This is a genomic window from Acetobacter fabarum, assembly GCF_011516925.1.
Lineage (GTDB): Bacteria > Pseudomonadota > Alphaproteobacteria > Acetobacterales > Acetobacteraceae > Acetobacter > Acetobacter fabarum.
In genome coordinates, this window is the sequence record NZ_WOTG01000007.1 from 26,122 (window position 1) to 42,628 (window position 16,507).

The following is a 16,507-nucleotide window of genomic DNA, read 5'->3' on the forward strand; positions in this document are numbered from 1 at the left end:
GCTTTTTATGTGTGGTTGGAAAGTCTGGAAAAAAGGGCTGGAATGTCTTCTTCCGATATTTCTCCATAACCATGGGACACAAGGTTAGGCAGGTCCGGCAGGCCCGGGTGGGAGCGGCTGCTGGCTGCGGCATAATTACCGGGGAAGCGGATTCCTGCTTTTTCCGCCTCGGTCAGGAAAGGCTGCACCTTGCCGAACCCACCGGGCAGGAACCAGCTCAGGCGGGGGGCATGCTCTGTGCCGCAGAATTCCATACGGCCAAAAAACCGTTCCAATGCGGCCATAAAAACCTCTCTGCGGCGCATCATAACCACCCGTGTACGGCGCAGGGCATTGTCCAGCTCGCCCGAGTCCAGCATGCGGGCCAGAGCTTCCTGCTCCAGCCAGGGCAGACCGTTCCCCGTAAGCAGCTTGGCCTCCAGCACGGCTGGCAGGAAGGACCAGGGGACGACCAGATACCCAAGCATCAGCCCGCCACCAAGGCAGGGAGCAAACAGGCCCGCATGGAGCAGGTTGCGCCCCCCTGTAAGGGAGAGAAGGGATGGGATCGGTTTTTTTTCAAACGAGAGCAGGTCATACATCGCTTCTTCAAACACAAGGCAGCGGTCCTGCATGGCCAGTGCTGCAATATGTTTGCGACGCGGCAGCGAAAGCGTGACATTGGTCGGGATGTGGCACCCCGGATTAACGCATAAAAGGCGTGCCTGCTCGGGGGCCAGATCAGCCAGCTTGATCCCCTTGCGGTCAATTGCGCCGTTAATCACGTGCATGCCCAGTTTTTCGTATAACTGGCGTTTTCCCGGGTAGCATGGGTCTTCAAGAATCACATGGTCGCCGGTTTTAAGCAGGGCATGTGCGATAATGGAATGCGCTTGCTGTAGCCCCGTAACAATAATGATTTGCTGCGGGTCAATGGTGACGCCGTGGCGTAAATGCAGCCACCGGGCCAGCGTTGAACGCAGGAAGGGCAGCCCGGCATTGGGCTGGAACTCGCCCCCCCGTTTCCAGTTATCGCGCAGCAGCAGGCGTTCGATGGTTTTTTGCCATGCGGGAAAACGATAAAGTGGCATGTTGCTGCCAAAACCGAGGTTAAAGACTCCATCGGGTGTTTGGCGTTCCTGTGCCGGGTCTCCAATAAAAGCCTGACCGGGCCATGATGGCTCCCCAAGGGATGCGGCCGCGGCACCGCGTTCGTTCCCCAGCTGCGCAACGGAGCTGGTGCTGCATGGTGGTGTGGGGTGGATGAATGTCCCGCGTGAAGGGCGCGTCTGCAAATACCCTTCCGTTTCCAGATGTTCAAAAACAAGCACGACCGTATTGCGTGACACGCCCCAGCGTACGGATGCCTCCCTTATGCCCGGCAGAGGGGTGTTAGGGCGCAGCATGCCAGAGGCAATAGCGGCAATAATCTGCCGCATAATCTGTTTTTGCAGCCCTTCGCGGGCATTGCGGTCAAGCTGGGGCACAAACATGCGGGCCTACTTTCATGCGCATATTGCACTATTTAATATCGTTTAAACCGTACCCATAAAAATTATAAAAGCCGTCACTGTCGTAAAATGCAACGAATTAATACTAATCAAAATAGTAAATGGTTAAAAACAACGCGGCGTGGAACATGATTTACCCTTCCTCACTCTCGGCTCCCCGGTCCTTCCTCTCCCTTTCGGGGCGGGCTATGGCCTGCCTGTCCAGGCGGAACCGGCTTGCTTGCGCCGCTTTGCCATCCCTGATCCTTGCATCGGGTCTTGTGGCGTCCGCCACATCTTCCGCCAAAGCCGAAACACAGGGCAAACCTTCAGGTGCCAAAACCGCCCCGGCTCCGGCCAAGGGCGGCAAGGCCAGCAAAGTGGGCAAGGTGGCTTCTCCTGCTGCATCAGGCGGGCTGGAGACCGTTATGGTCACAGCCAACCGACGTACGCAGGATATTCAAAAGGTTGCGGCCACCGTTACGGCAATCAGTGCAACCACCATTGCCCGGCAGCATCTGGATAGTGCAGCCGATGTGGCCGCTTTTGCCCCTAACGTGCTGGGGTATAATTTTGATGGTCGCTTGCGCCCCCGGTATTACATCCGTGGTGTTGGCAACGGGAATGTGGCCAATAACGCCATTGGTGCGGTGGCGGTTTATGCGGATGATGTGTATCTGAACAGCCTGAGCTTTCAGGGCTTCCCGCTGTTTGATCAGGCGCAGGTTGCCATTCTTAACGGTCCGCAGGGCACCCTGTGGGGCAAGAATGCAACGGCAGGGGCCATACAGTTTACCTCCCGCCGTCCCGAATTTAAAAAAGAGGGTCACGCACAGGTCGATTTTGGCGATTATGGTCAAAAACGGGGTGAGTTTGTTATCAACACTCCCATTACCGCCAATACGTTGACCACCCGCCTGTCTGTTCGGCAGGAAAATTCGGATGGCTGGGCAAAAAATGCCAGCACAGGCAAGGATGTCGGTAATTTTGGTGACTTTGCCGCCCGCTTTCAAACGCTCTGGCGGCCATCGGATGATCTGGAGTTTCTGCTGAATACGCATGTGCGTGACATGCAGAGTTCCAACGTGCCTTACTATAGCGCTTCGGGTACGTCGGTATATTCACCGCTTAAAACATCAAGCCGGGACTGGACCAATTCCAACGTCAACGGGCGTCAGGCCCTTGTGTCGGAGGGGGTATCCCTGCACACAACGTGGCATCCGGGGCATGGGCTGACCTTTACCTCCATTACCGCGTTTGAAAACGCACAGCGCCGCCAGACTGGGGATGGAGATTACACACCCCTTGAATACAGCAGGTCTTATGACAAACTGCACCCTGTGCAGGTCAGTCAGGAGTTTCGCCTTGCATCAGACCCACACCAGCGGATCGCGTGGATTGCAGGCGCTTATTATTTTCATGAAACCCTGAACGACCACTACGCGACCGCAACGCTCCCCCCCGGTGCGCCTACAACGCCCGCCATTATTGGCCAGCCTGCCTTTACATCCACACAATACCGGCAAACCACAGATAGTTTTGCTATTTTTGGCAATACAACCATCCATGTTGTGCCGTGGTTTCAGGTTGCTGGTGGGGTAAGGTGGACGCACGACCACCTGCGCCTTGATCTGGACAGTGTTCAAGCAAGGTCTCCGGTTTCGTTCGCGGGGAATGCGACAAACTGGTGGAATGCCCAGAACGTTCTTTCACCCATAACGGGGATTGATAGTTACCATGGAGGCAAAAGCTGGTCGAATGTCAGCTTTGATGTGGAGCCACAGTTCCTGATCGGAAAAAATCAGATGCTCTACGTGCGTATTGCCGATGGTTATCGCTCAGGCGTGTTCAATACCCAGATTACTCCCAACCCGGTTAACAGGGGGGGCACGCCGTTGCAGACAGCGCGGCCGGTTAACCCCGAAACCCTGACATCCTACGAAGCCGGTTACAAAGGAAGCTGGTTTAATCACCGCCTGACCCTGAGTGCTGATGGTTTTTACTCAAAATACGACAATATCCAGACCTCCTGGACCGCAACGGATGCTGCAACAAAATCGACCATTATTTCTCTTACCAATGCCGCATCCGGGCGCACTTTGGGGGGTGAGTTCTCCTTTCAGGCCCGCCCGATTGATGACCTGACAATATCTGGAAATGTGGGTGTTCTCAGAACAAAGTTTACGGACTTTACTGCCCCCACCGGTGCAACCAGCCTGAAGGGTAACGAGTTCGCCCGTGCGCCACACCAGACAGCCAATATTTCGGTGGACTGGAACTTCCGTACCGGTATTGGCAACGGCAGCGTTGGCACGCACTGGAACTATACCGGGCATTATTACTACCTCGTCTCCAACGAAAAAGCATCTGCCCTTCAGCAATCATCTGTCTGGCTGGGGGATGTTCATGCCTCCTTCCGTCCGGGGAACAGCCGGTGGGAAATCAGCGGGATTGTCAACAATATTACCGGTAACCGTTATCTGGTGCAGGTGCTGCCGTATTCCGCAACAAGCCAGACATTTACTTACCAGTACAGCAATCCCCGCATGTTCCTGCTTTCGGCCCGTGTGGACTTTTTCTGAGGAGAGCACGTCATGACAACCCATAAGACTGTAATCGACCTGCACTCCCACTGGTTTGCACCTTCCACATTGGATATTCTTGGGCGCCGTGCGGAGGCACCGCGTATTGGCCGCCAGGGAGATGAACTTGCCATCTGGCGCACGGGGGCGGGGGCAGGCAAGGGGGGAGCATTCCCCCTTGGTGCGCAATGGCACGATTTGCAAACCCGACTGACTCATCTGGATCATGTAGGGATTGCGCACCAGCTTTTATCCTGGCCAACAACACTGGGGGTAGATGCCGCACTCCCCTTTGCTGATACGCAGGACCTGTGGACGCAGTGGAATAACGATACCGCCGCTCTTGTGGCCCAGCACCCGGACCGCTTTAGCGCCGTGGCGGCGCTCAGCACGGATAATCTGGCCTGGTCTGCCAAAGAGCTGGAACGCGGGCATGAGCAACTGGGCCTGATCGGGGGTGTGTTGCCTGTTAACGGGTTTTTCTCCCGTCGCTCGGCAGAGGCCTTTCGGGGGATATTCGAAGTGGCTCAAGCGCATCGCAGCCATATTTACCTGCATACGGGGTTTGCCAGCCCCAAGGTTCATGGCCAGCCCCCCGATATTCTACATGATGACAACGAAGCCCTGCGCTGGGTCATAGACAACGGGTTCTGCTTTGCATCTGCCGTTGCAACGCTGGCGTTTACGGATTTTCTGGCCCCATTCCCCGATGTGACAATCCAGATAGCCATGCTGGGTGGCACGGCACTGGGGGCGCTGGCGGCCGAACAGGCCGTAGTCTCCCCCCGTGTGCAGGCTGGCCCGCTGCATGAGCACTTTAAGCAGATATGGCTGGATACGGGGGCAGCAGGCAGTGGAACGGCTGCTGTTGCCGCAGCCGTGCGGGTTCTGGGGTCTGAGCGCATTGTCTTTGGCTCGGACTATGCCCCGGTGCCAGATATTGGGCCTACGCTTGAGCGTGTGCGCGCGGCAACGGCAACCGACCCCGATGGACAGAAATCAGTTCTTTTTTGGAATGCACAGCAGCTTTTGGCACGCCATGGCGTGCAGGTTGCCCCACAGGAGTAAAAAGCCATGACCCGTCCGGTTATTCATTACACTCGTTGCCCGTCTGTGCCGACCATTAGCGCACTGGCAGAAGCTTGGGGCACGCTGCGGGCTGAATTTGCAGAAGAGCACGATGTTGACATTGTTTTTCAGTCCGTAGGGTTTTCACCCAAAACAGAATACGATCACAAAGATCGGTTCTGGCTCCGCAATGCCGGGCATGCACCAGCCATATGGAAAAAAAGCCATGGCGTGGACTGCAAGGTTGTGGGTCTTGCTTTTCTGGATGGCCGCTACCCGGTGTTGAGCCTCCATTCTTCCGGGCTTGCACAGCCCGCGGCCCTTAAAGGCAAGCGGCTTGCGGTGTTTTATAACCCCGATAGCCCGTTTGACCTGATGATTGCACAACAGCTCAAGATTTATCAGACCACTCTGGCCACTGCCGGGCTGGGTCTTGATGATGTGGAACTGGTGCGTATTCCACGCACTTTTCCACCACGCGGGGAGCGGCAGAGCTTTCTGCTCGCGGGTTTTCAGTCTGCTCTGGCCGCATTGGAGGATGGTATTGTGGATGCGGTGGCCGCATCCATCCCCCCCGATGGTGGCCTCTACTCACGCCTGAATGTGGTGTACGACACCCGGCTTGCCCCGGACCTTATCTCGCGTGTGCATCCTTCCGTGCTGCGTGGTCTGGTAGTCAGCACGGCGTTGATTGAAGAGCAGCGAGACCTGCTGGTGCGCATTGTGGCAACGCTTGTGCGCACGGCAGAGCGGGCGGCAACCCAGCCGCTGGATGCCCTGCGGGCTCTGGCAACCGATCTGGGGCAGGCACCAGAAAACCTTGCCGCAGTGTATGAGAACATCGCGCAGGGTATCCGGCTGGACCTGAATGATGATTATGTTGCGACGCTGGATGCACAAAAAACCTTTTTGCTGCGTCAGGGGCTGATCAAAAAAGACTTTGATCTGGAAAGCTGGATTGACCGTTCAATTCTGGCAGATGCCACGGCCCTTGCGCAGCGAGCCCCCCAAAATGCTGCGGTTTTCGAACAGACGCACCCTCAACCGGTATGAGGATACAGCCATGTCTTCCACTGCAACCACACTCTCTTCAGTTACCCCGCACATGACAAATCAGCCATCTGTGGCCGGCACGGCATTGTCACGCCATCCAGCGCTGGTGCTGCTGTTGGCAACGGGTACGGTTTGCGCCATGGATAATATGGTTCTTTCCGGATTGTTGACACCAATCAAGGCGGATCTCCATCTTTCGGATGCTGCTTTTGGGAGTGTATCCTCCGCCTCCACACTGGCGGGTATTCTGGGTGCACCACTTTTTGCAGTGCTGGCAGCACGGTTTAGTCGCCGTTCCGTGCTGGTCGGGTCTATTGTGCTGTGGAGTCTGGCATCGGCGGGTAGTGCGCTTTCTACTGGTCTGGCAACACTGGTTTTGTGGCGCACACTTACCAGTTTTGGCATGGCTGCCTATCAGGGCATTGTGCCGGGCTGGCTGGCTGACCTTTATAACAGGAAAGAGCGGAACTTCGTTTTTTCTCTTTTCATGTTGCGTAACAAGCTCGGGTCTGCGCTGGCTTTTGGTGTTGGGGGGTGGATTGCAGCTCACTCCAACTGGCATCAGGCATTTTTTCTCACTGGTCTGCCGGGCCTTGTTCTGGGTTTTCTGTTACTGTTTGTGCCTGAGCCGGTTCCGGGCCAGTCGGATGGCCACGTACATGCCGTGGAGAACAAGGTCAGCTGGAAACAACAGTTTTCTGTTTTTCGTATTGTTCCCTACACCACACATCTGATCGCTCTAAGCCTGTTTTTTTCCGGCACAATTACCGCGCAGATGTGGCTTCCCGCGTTTTTGCACCGGGTGCATGGTCTGGATAACCTGCATGCCACGGGCTTTGCGTTCTCAGCCCTTATGCTCACCCTTCCGGCGGGGCCGGTGGGTGGGTGGTTGACGGGGCGTTATCTGGCCGGGCGCACGGGGGCCATTGCCGCATCCCTTGCTGTCAGCGCGCTTTTGGCTTCGGTTTTGTTCACCATTGGTTTTACGGCATCTTCCCTACGCGTCTGCGAGGTTTTTTCCCTGCTGGCCATTGCATCCTTTGGTGCCACGGCAGGGAGCCTGACCACGCTGCTGGTTGAAACTGTGCCTCCGACTTTGCGCACTATTTCCGGTTCGTTTGGCGCGATGGTTGCCGGTGGAGCATCAGGGCTTTTTGCCCCATGGCTTCTGGGTCTGATTTCCGATCATGCGGGTCTGGCACAGGCCATTCTTATTGGACCGGCTTTTTATGCAGCATCATCCATCTTCTGGATCTGGCTGGCAGTTCACGCCAAAAACGACTCAAAGAAAGATTGATCTCATGACTTTCATCGAAAAAAACACAAGCTTTCCTGCTCCTCGTAATGATCTTGTGCGTGCCACGCGCCCGCAGGCAGTGGCGCCTTACCCACAGGACTGGGTAGATGCTGCACAAAAACTTGCGCATGAATTTGCCGAAGGTGCTGTTCAGCGTGATCTGGATGGCGCAAGGCCCGTTGAGCAGATCCGCCGCCTGCGCGAAAGCGGGCTTGTCAGCCTGCTATACCCCAAAAATCTTGGGGGCGGTGGAGGTTCGCTCCGCGATGCCGCGCAAAGTGTGCTGGAAATTGCCAAGGTGGATGGTTCCACCGCAGCGCTGCTTGGGTTTAATTACTATAACTCCCTTGTGCCGCTGCTAACGGACTACACCGGTGCGAATGATGATGTTGTGCGCCATGCCGCGAATAACCGGTTTTTCTGGGGTAATGTCACACAGTATGTAAATAAGGAGTTTGTGGCCGAACACCACCCGGATGGCGGATTTACAATTACCGGGACCAAAAAGTGGAACACGGGTGCGCCACTGGCAGAAATTACAACAGTGCTGGCCATTCACCCCGATCGAGATCACTACATTTACGCTGTAATTCCTACAGCGCGTGAGGGGTTGGAGTTCCATAATGACTGGGACCCGATTGGTTTGCGTGGCACGGATTCAGGCACCATTACCTTCCATAATGTGCGGATTTTGCCAGAAGACGTCCTGCATTGGGGCCATAGCCCGGCTCAGACAGGCCCCTTGCCCTTGTGGGCCAGCTTTGGTGCCATTTTTTATACGGCTGTGTTCATCGGCCGCACGCTGGGGGCTTTGGAGCATGCGCGCAAGTGGGTGCTGCAAGGGCGCAGGCAGGGCAGCTTTGGGGGTGTCAGTATTTCGGCGGATGACCCGTTCATTCAGGCCGAATTTGCTGAATACTGGGTGCAGGTACAGGCGGCTCAGGCGTATTTTGAGAGAACCATTGCTTTTGTGCAGGAACAATGGGACAGGCGCTTCTCCCTGACGGAAGAAGACTATGGCGCTATTGCGCTGGAAACGCTCTCGCTCCGCACTTTTGCCGCACGCACGGCTTTGCATATTACACCGCGTGTTTTTGAGTTGCTGGGGGGGCGTTCAACCGCACGGGAAGCAGATTTTGACCAGTACTGGCGGGATGTCAGAACCCTGTCTTCCCATGACCCGGAAGTATTGGCCCGTCGCGTAATTGGCAAGCATGTCCTGCATCAGGACCCTCTGGTTTTCCCGTCGCATTTCAAGCAGGATAAAGCTGGTTAAAAGAACACTTGGAGTTTTTCCGGTCCACTTTAGGTGTGTGACACTCTTGGAGTGGACCGAAAAACTCTTTGATAAAATAATAGTTTTTAGAAATAATTTTTCATTCACTCCATGCGTGGAGTATCTATGGCCTTCCTGATCTGGGGAGCCATAAGAATAATCGTATGAAGGAAGAGGTCTGGATCCTTCGCGTGGGGGTAATGATCCTCATATAAGATGATCATTCCTGAATTTTTTATATTTTAAATCTTTATGGCATTGCCGCGCCTGATGCATGGTGGGTGACGCGCTGCCTTATCCAGATACATGCTGTACAGTGCAGCATATATCTGATGCAAGATGGTCTTTGACCTCTTTCTCCCATTCTCTTTCCCTTTGCTCCAGCGTGTTTGTGCTCGCTTTAACCCGCCCGTTTGGATGTCAGGCAAACAGGGGTGTGTGTAGTTCTGCTGGATATAGGCGATGCCATAAGGGGTAGAATGGAAGTCTGTTGCTTTATGGTTGTTTGTATAAATGCTGGGCAGAACCACGCGATAGGTCTGAGCAGTGCCAGTGCCAGTGCCAGTGCCAGTGCCAGTGCCAGTGCCAGTGCCAGTGTCAGTGTGGCTGTAACAACCCTGCTTGGGGCTTGGTGCTTTACTCCGTACATCTGACGGCAGACCTGCAAGGGCATAGGAGAAAGAGCCAAGCCGTTCTGCCGTATGTTGTGGCAGGTGGCTGACGGGCAGTTTGGTAATGTTGGCTTTACGCCATAAAAAAACACCGCAGCGTTGCCACTGCGGTGTTTTTTGTAATCCAGCCCATCTGGTGAGGGGCAGAGGTAAGGTTGGTTAGACCTTACTGTTCTGCGTCCACCCCGTTATGGGTCTGCGGAGCAAAGGTCCAGCCAGCGCCGTAGGGCTGCGGCATGAACAGGCCCCAGGTTGCCGTAGCGGACGTGGGGTCAGCCCAGCCGGTGGTCGGGATCGGAGCGTGGTCCAGACGGAGTTTCTGAACATCAGCAGCCGTCACGTTAGCCGGGGCCTTGTTGCCCCAGGCGGAGCGGACAAAGTTGACCACATCAGCCATCTGCTGGTCGGACAGAACGCTCTTGTAGTCCGGCATGGCAACGGCGGAAGGTGCCCAGTTGGTGGGCGGCAGAACACCACCAGCCATAACAATATGGGCAATGGAGGTCGGGTCATCCCCAACAACAACCGGGTTGCCAGCCAGCGGCGGGAACATCCGGGCTACACCACCACCATCGTTACGATGGCAGGCTGCGCACTGCTCAACATAAACCCGTGCACCCGGGTTGTTGGCCGTGTTGCCAGAATCCAGAGCCTGAGCCGTGGACGGATCGTACGTGTAATCCCCCCGTGACGGCGGAACCGGAGGTAGGGCCTTCAGGTATTTTGCAATGGCGTGCAGGTCGGAGTCCGTGAAGTACTGGGTGCTCCAGCCAACCACGTCGGCCATGCCGCCAAAGACTGCGGAGTGGTCGGTACGACCGGATTTGAGGAACTGGAAGATGTCCTCTTCAGACCAGCGACCCAGACCCACAACCGGGTCGTTGCGCAGTGTGGGCGCAATCCAGTTGTCGATCGGAGCGCCACCGCCAAGGAAGTCCGGACCACCGGAGGCATCCAGAGCCTTTTCCTGCATGGCAAAGCCACGCGGCGTATGGCACATGCCGCAATGCCCTGCACCCGTTACCAGGTATTCACCACGGGCGATGTCTGCATCCGTGCCCGGAGCAGGCGTAAAGTCCTTGGGTGTGGGGGCAAACATGGAGCGCCAGATGGCCAGCGGCCAGCGCATGGACAGAGGCCAGCTAATGCCTGCCTCGCGGTTCTTCTGGGCAACAGGCTGCACGCCGTGCATGAAGTAGGCGTAGAGCGACTTCACATCGTCCTGCGTCATGCGGGAGAAGGCCGGGTAAGGCATGGCCGGATAAAGCGTGCTGCCATCCTTGCGGATGCCATGGCGCACGGCTTCATCGAACTCCTGCAACGTGTAGGTGCCAATCCCGTAGGTGGGGTCTGGCGTGATGTTGGTCGAGTAGATCATGCCGATGGGGGTTTTGATTGCCAGCCCACCTGCAAATTTCTGACCATTCAGTGCTGTGTGGCAAGCCACACAGTCACCAAGACGGGCGACATATTCGCCCTTTTTGATCAGGTCTTCATCCGCTCCCTGCGCATGTGCCAGGGAGGTTCCTGCCAGAAGCCCGACAGTGACCGCTCCAAGAGCGGCTTTTAGTCTGTTCATCATCATTTTTACCACTGTATCGCTTGTGTACCGAATGACGTTATGACTGCCGCTTTATTGGGGCGTAATGCCCACGACAGGGGTCTGAGGAACTCCCTGAGCGTTCTTTCGGGCATCCACTTCGCGCTGATAGGTCTCGTTCGCCCTCTTGATGAGGTACTGACGAATGGATTCGATTTCTTCAGGCTTCATGCTCGTGTCAAAACGGTCCATGCCGTAAGCGGTCAGCGCACCACGGCCCACAACGTTGTAGAACGCATCGTCATGGCGGATGGCACCGGACCAACGCAGGTCAGGGAGCACGCCCGAACCTTCGCCGTTGTCGCCGTGGCAGGTCTGGCAGTAGGTCTGGTACTGGAAGTAGCCCTTGGCAGCTTCCTTGGTGTCATATTCCGCAGGCGGCTTGACGGGCAGGAAGCCCAGTTCGTTCATGGCAGGCAGCTGGGCTTTGCCATCGAGCGAGAACACGGCCACGTAGGAGTGGTTGACGGTCCAGCCCGACGTACGGCCCATGGCACCCATGGAGATCGGGTAGATGCCACCCCAGCCCACTTCAACTGCAACATACTGCTTGCCGTTTACGCTGTAGGTCACGGGCGGAGCAATAATGCCGCTCTGTGCGTCAAACTTGTAAAGGTCGGCACCGTTGGTTGCGTCGTAGGCGTGGAATTCACCGTTGGCCAGGCCCTGGAACAGCAGATCACCGCCCGTTGCCAGAACGCCACCGTTCCATGGGCCTTTGTGGTCGATCTTCCACACGGTTTCCATTTTCACGGGATCCCATGCCAGCAGCTCGCCCTTGAGGTCCTTCAGGTAAGCGGAGCGGGCATCGGCCGAGTCAGGCAGACCGGTTTTGGTCATGTCCAGGCCAAGGTTCCAGGCATCGGGGTGGGGTTTGAAGCCGCCAGCCTGGTTCTGGTAACCAAATGGAATCTGGTGTGCAGGCAGATAGACCAGGTGGGTCTTAGGGCTGTACGCCATGGCCATGAAGTTATGGGCACCCAGCGGGCCGGGAATACCGTACCAGAAGTTGCCGTTCAGGGTCCACAGGCCTTCAGGCTTGTAGATCGGGCGGCCCGTCAGCGGGTCCAGACCACTGGCCCAGTTTTCGTACACGTAGTTCTTGCCAGCCAGGAATTCACCCGTCTTGGCATCGAGCATGTAGAAGAAGCCGTTTTTGGGAGCCTGCACCACAACGTGGCGCATTTCACCATTGATCGGCACATCAAGGGTCATGACCTGCTGGACAGAGGTGTAGTCCCACTGGTCCATGGTGGTGGCCTGGAAGTGCCAGACATATTCACCCGTTTCTGGCTTGACGGCGACAATGCTGCCAAGGAACAGGTTGTTGCCAACACCTTCGGAGCGGTATTTGTAGTTCCAGGGGGAACCGTTACCGACAGCCAGATAGACCAGATCGGACACGGGGTCATACACAATGGAGTCCCACACGGTGCCACCACCGCCCTGACGGACCCACGCCCCGTTGGGGCCCCATGTCCGGTAGGCTTTGGTCATCAGAACATTATCCGACGCAGCGTGGTCGGGTTCGTTCTTGTTGTTCGGAACCGTGTAGAAGCGCCATTTCAGCTTGCCGGTTTCCGCATCAAAAGCGGAGACAAAGCCGCGGGCACCAAATTCTGCGCCACCGTTGCCGATAAGGACAAGGCCCTTGGCAATGCGCACAGCGCCGTCAACCGTATAGGAGCGCTGCTTGCCCAGAGAGGCATCGGCAGGAATGGTGTTGATTTCCCACGCTTTTTTGCCGGTTTTGGCATCCAGCGCGATCAGGCGGCCATCGAACGTGCCAAAATAGACCTTGCCGTTCCAGTAGCCAGCGCCACGGTTAACCGTGTCACAGCAGCCCTTGTCGGCAATGTTGCCGGGCACCTTGGGGTCGTATTCCCACAGCAGCTTGCCGGTTGCCGCATCAAGGGCTTTCATTTTGGACCAGTTGGTCGTGGCATACATAATGCCGTCCACAATCAGAGGCGTGCCTTCCTGACCGCGGTTGCTGTCCAGATTGTAGTACCAGGCCAGCTTCAGGTTACCAACGTTGGAGCGGTTGATCTGATCCAGCGGGCTGTAGCGCTGTTCAGAGTAGGTGCGTCCATAGGACAGCCAGTTCTCGGGGTGCTCATCGGCATGGATGATGGCTTGTCCCGTGTCACCCTGACTGTCGGCGCGGGCAGGGGCTGCTGCGTAAGGTAGGGCAGCGGCACAGATTGTTCCAGCCGCGAGAATTCCTAGCAGCGAACGTCTCTTGGCGGAGGCGGGGCGGGTCATGCGTTCATGTCCTCGACTGTGTATCAAGATGAGGAAAAATAGAGCCGGAAATCCGGTTTCTCACACATCAGCCAAGGCGGGCGCTGTATGTCAATCACGCCAAGAGAATAGCTGCATCCCCACGTATTCGTTCCTTGTAGAGATCAGGGGTGCAAAAGGTCGGTTCCGGCGCATGCAGGAGCGGGAACGGAACTGCGGAAAGATCATGTTATAACAAATTGGAGGTGTGTGGGAAGCCATCAGCAAACTGGTATTCCGCCATCACCTCCCAAAAAGGGTTTTCACGGTTTTTTCCAGTCTTGAACACGGTGAATTCGCAAACTTCTTCTGTCTGGGCAAAGAGATGGCGGTGGGTTGCAAGCCATAAATTGCACACATTCGGGTCCACATCGGTAATGTCTGCCAGGGCAACGCCCGAGGGGAGGAGGGAGTGTGTCGAGGAGACGCCAGCCAGCCGCGCCTGGTTCCTGATTTTCACGGAAAGGTGATCTATAACAGAGGCTTCTACAGTGGCCTCCAGCATGATTCGGTTCCGTTTCAGACTCACGTCAAAACCCGTATGCCGGAGCGTTGCCGGGGCAGGCAGGTGGAGCGTGTACAGGGTCTGGTCCAGTTCCTCCCAGACCTGCGGCTGCATGCGCCCGAAGGACACAAGGGGCAGGTAAAGCAGTGGCATGGCCTTCCATTCCCGGGAGGGAAAGAAGTCCTGAAAACCATGGAGGAAAAGGCGCATCTCCACCGGGAGCGGAAGACCGGCAATAAGGTGCATATCCGGGCCTTGTGACAGGGTGGGGGAGGAAGCAGGCCGTGACCCGAGCAGATTGTCGGCCGGCCTTATATTATATGACGTGTGATACCCTTGACGGAAAGGCAGGGCAGCCACAAGTATAAAGCAAAGCCAGCTTGTCTGGGTAAGGAGTGTAGAAAACCATGTCGTTTAGTAACGACTACCGTTCCCCCGCATCAGCGTCAGGCTGGAACGATCAGGCCAGTCTGGACGCTGGTCTGCGTAGCTATATGCTGCGTGTTTATAACTGGATGGCATCTGGCCTTCTGCTGACCGGGATTGTGGCGTACGTCATTGCCAATACCGGTCTGAGCGACCTGTTTTTTCAGATCTACCTGACTGCTGCGGGTCCATTGCCGCGCCCCACTCTGCTGGGTGATCTGGCCATGCTCTCCCCGCTGGCGTTTGTGCTGGTCATGTCGTTCGGGATCAACCGGCTGTCTCTTCAGGGGGCGCAGGCGCTGTTCTGGGCGTTCTGTACGGCTATGGGGGCCAGTCTGGCCAGCGTGTTCGTTATTTATACCGGGACCTCCATTGTCCGCGTGTTTCTGGTAACGGCGTGCATGTTTGGTGCGACCTCCCTCTGGGGTTACGTGACCAAGGCTAACCTCATGCAGTTCGGGTCGTTCCTGATGATGGGGCTGTTCGGGCTGGTCATTGCCGCTCTGGTCAACCTCTTCCTCAAAAGCCCGACTGTGTATTACCTCTACAGCATTGCGGGTGTGCTCGTTTTCACGGCGTTCAGCGCGTTTGATGCCCAGCGGATTCGGGTTACCTACCCGCAGTTTGCCGCATACGAAGGCCCGGAAATGACCGCCAAGCGCAGTGTTTATGATGCGCTGAGCCTGTACCTGAACTTCATCAACCTCTTTCAGTTCCTGCTGCAGTTCATGGGTGTCCGCAATTCCAGCGACTGAGAGCTCCAGAGCAGCACTCTTGGTCCTGCCAGAGGAAAGCCCGGCCAGGTATGGCCGGGTTTTTTTGTATGGGCAGTTATGCTTGGTCCGAATGATGGCATGAAAATCAAGAATGGGTGCAAAAATGGTCCTGATTTCAATTCTTTAAGTTGTAACAGGGATGTGAGATTTTGTGTGCTCTCTAACAATATGAAATTTCAGACTAAATTTTGCCATTATTGAATTTTTTGAAATATTACGAAACATTCCGTGATATGCTATTTGGGTCATCCAGCCGCCTCAAAAGTAGGCAAAAGCCATGCTCACAGCGGCTAACTGATTGTGACGAAAGGCAGATGGAACTTTTCTGACGTTTGAGAATCCCCGCGTAAGGAATAAAGTAGGCGCAATGCGTTTCCGCCGTGCATGGGGGGCTGCGCCGTAAGCAACATATTCGGGGTATTCATCTTGGATGGCCAGAATGTGTTGCTGGTGCGGAACAGAAAGGGCTCCCCATGCCGGGACGCGGTTTTTCTTGCTGTTGTCAGGCTTCTGTGGCAGCAGGGCAAAAGTCTTTGTGAGGCTAAGTTGATGTCAGAACCAAGAGGCGTGCGATGAAAAACAAGTTACTGGCGAGAACGGCGCGATTGGGCGGCCTATCGTCAGCGTTGCTGCTTGCCGGGTGCGAACTAGACGTTCTGGACCCGAAAGGCCCGGTGGGAGAGGGGGTTAAAACTCTTATTACCACCTCTGTGATCGCAATGCTGATCGTAGTGGTTCCGACCATTATTCTGACACTCTGGTTTGCCTGGCAGTATCGCCAGTCCAACACGAGTGCCGAATATCTGCCGAAATGGAGCCATTCCAACAAGATTGAAGTGGTGATCTGGGGCGTTCCGTCTCTGATTATTCTGTTTCTGGCAGTGATCACCTACCAGACCTGTCATTCTCTGGACCCCTACAAGCCGCTTGAGGCAGAAGCCAATACCAAGCCGCTGCATGTTCAGGTTGTGGCGCAGGATTGGAAATGGCTGTTCATTTACCCCGAACAGGGAATTGCAACAGTTAATCAGCTGGCTATGCCGGTCAATACGCCTGTTGATTTCGACATCACCTCTGATTCCGTGATGAACTCGTTCTTCATCCCGCGTCTTGGTTCCATGATTTATGCAATGGCAGGCATGCAGACCCAGCTTCATCTGCTGGCAAGCGAGCCGGGCGATTACATGGGTGAATCCGCCAACTACAGTGGGCGTGGTTTCTCGGACATGCACTTCCATGCCTTGGCCATGAGCAATGACGAGTTCAATGCTTGGGTCGAAAAGGTGCGTGCATCTTCCGAACAGCTGGATAGCCAGACCTATCCTAAACTGGCTGCACCGAGCGAAGCGAACCCCGTCGAATATTTCGCGCATGTTGAACCCGGCATGTTCAACACGATCGTTGCCAAATACAACAACGGCATGGTCATGGACAAAAGCACTGGTAAAATGATTCAGGTGCAGCAGTCCGCGATGTCCGACATGAATATGAAGGAATAGGA

The 16,507-nt window shown here is 55.8% G+C and carries 12 protein-coding genes; 8 read left to right on the top strand and 4 right to left on the bottom strand.

What is annotated here, in order from left to right:
• Positions 1-5 precede the first annotated feature (5 nt).
• The gene (locus GOB83_RS09435; RefSeq protein ID WP_095350069.1) at positions 6-1,472 is read right to left on the bottom strand and encodes an aminotransferase-like domain-containing protein; all 1,467 of its coding nucleotides are present in this window, start codon (positions 1,470-1,472) and stop codon (positions 6-8) included.
• A gap of 146 nt (positions 1,473-1,618) precedes the next feature.
• On the opposite strand from GOB83_RS09435, the gene GOB83_RS09440 reads away from it, so the two are divergent.
• The 6 genes from GOB83_RS09440 to GOB83_RS09465 all read left to right on the top strand — a co-directional run bounded on the left by GOB83_RS09440 (position 1,619) and on the right by GOB83_RS09465 (position 9,398).
• Positions 1,619-4,051, top strand: coding sequence for a TonB-dependent receptor (locus GOB83_RS09440; protein WP_158093056.1), 2,433 nt, complete (start codon positions 1,619-1,621; stop codon positions 4,049-4,051).
• A 12-nt stretch (positions 4,052-4,063) separates the two neighbouring features.
• The gene (locus GOB83_RS09445) at positions 4,064-5,119 is read left to right on the top strand and encodes an amidohydrolase family protein (protein ID WP_165925884.1); all 1,056 of its coding nucleotides are present in this window, start codon (positions 4,064-4,066) and stop codon (positions 5,117-5,119) included.
• 6 nt (positions 5,120-5,125) lie between these two features.
• Entirely contained in the window at positions 5,126-6,172 is a 1,047-nt protein-coding gene (locus tag GOB83_RS09450; protein ID WP_165925885.1) for an ABC transporter substrate-binding protein, read from the top strand.
• Positions 6,173-6,182: 10 nt separating this feature from the next.
• The gene (locus tag GOB83_RS09455) at positions 6,183-7,469 is read left to right on the top strand and encodes an MFS transporter (protein WP_165925886.1); all 1,287 of its coding nucleotides are present in this window, start codon (positions 6,183-6,185) and stop codon (positions 7,467-7,469) included.
• 4 nt (positions 7,470-7,473) lie between these two features.
• Positions 7,474-8,745, top strand: a complete 1,272-nt coding sequence (locus tag GOB83_RS09460; RefSeq protein ID WP_165925887.1) for an acyl-CoA dehydrogenase family protein — start codon at positions 7,474-7,476, stop codon at positions 8,743-8,745.
• 497 nt (positions 8,746-9,242) lie between these two features.
• Positions 9,243-9,398, top strand: a complete 156-nt coding sequence (locus GOB83_RS09465; protein ID WP_165925888.1) for a hypothetical protein — start codon at positions 9,243-9,245, stop codon at positions 9,396-9,398.
• A 184-nt stretch (positions 9,399-9,582) separates the two neighbouring features.
• Here the strand turns inward: GOB83_RS09465 and GOB83_RS09470 are convergent, their stop codons facing one another.
• From GOB83_RS09470 to GOB83_RS09480, 3 genes are all read right to left on the bottom strand, one after another.
• Positions 9,583-11,001: a c-type cytochrome gene (locus tag GOB83_RS09470; protein ID WP_095350261.1), complete on the bottom strand. Its 1,419-nt coding sequence runs from the start codon at positions 10,999-11,001 to the stop codon at positions 9,583-9,585.
• A 48-nt stretch (positions 11,002-11,049) separates the two neighbouring features.
• Positions 11,050-13,281: a PQQ-dependent dehydrogenase, methanol/ethanol family gene (locus tag GOB83_RS09475; RefSeq protein WP_086645063.1), complete on the bottom strand. Its 2,232-nt coding sequence runs from the start codon at positions 13,279-13,281 to the stop codon at positions 11,050-11,052.
• A gap of 208 nt (positions 13,282-13,489) precedes the next feature.
• Entirely contained in the window at positions 13,490-13,957 is a 468-nt protein-coding gene (locus tag GOB83_RS09480; RefSeq protein WP_143221935.1) for a hypothetical protein, read from the bottom strand.
• A gap of 254 nt (positions 13,958-14,211) precedes the next feature.
• Between GOB83_RS09480 and GOB83_RS09485 the strand changes: the two genes are divergently transcribed.
• Positions 14,212-14,985, top strand: a complete 774-nt coding sequence (locus GOB83_RS09485; protein ID WP_086645065.1) for a Bax inhibitor-1/YccA family protein — start codon at positions 14,212-14,214, stop codon at positions 14,983-14,985.
• Between the two features lie 593 nt (positions 14,986-15,578).
• Complete coding sequence (gene cyoA / locus GOB83_RS09490; protein WP_086645066.1) at positions 15,579-16,505, top strand: ubiquinol oxidase subunit II; 927 nt, start codon at positions 15,579-15,581, stop codon at positions 16,503-16,505.
• Positions 16,506-16,507 lie beyond the last annotated feature (2 nt).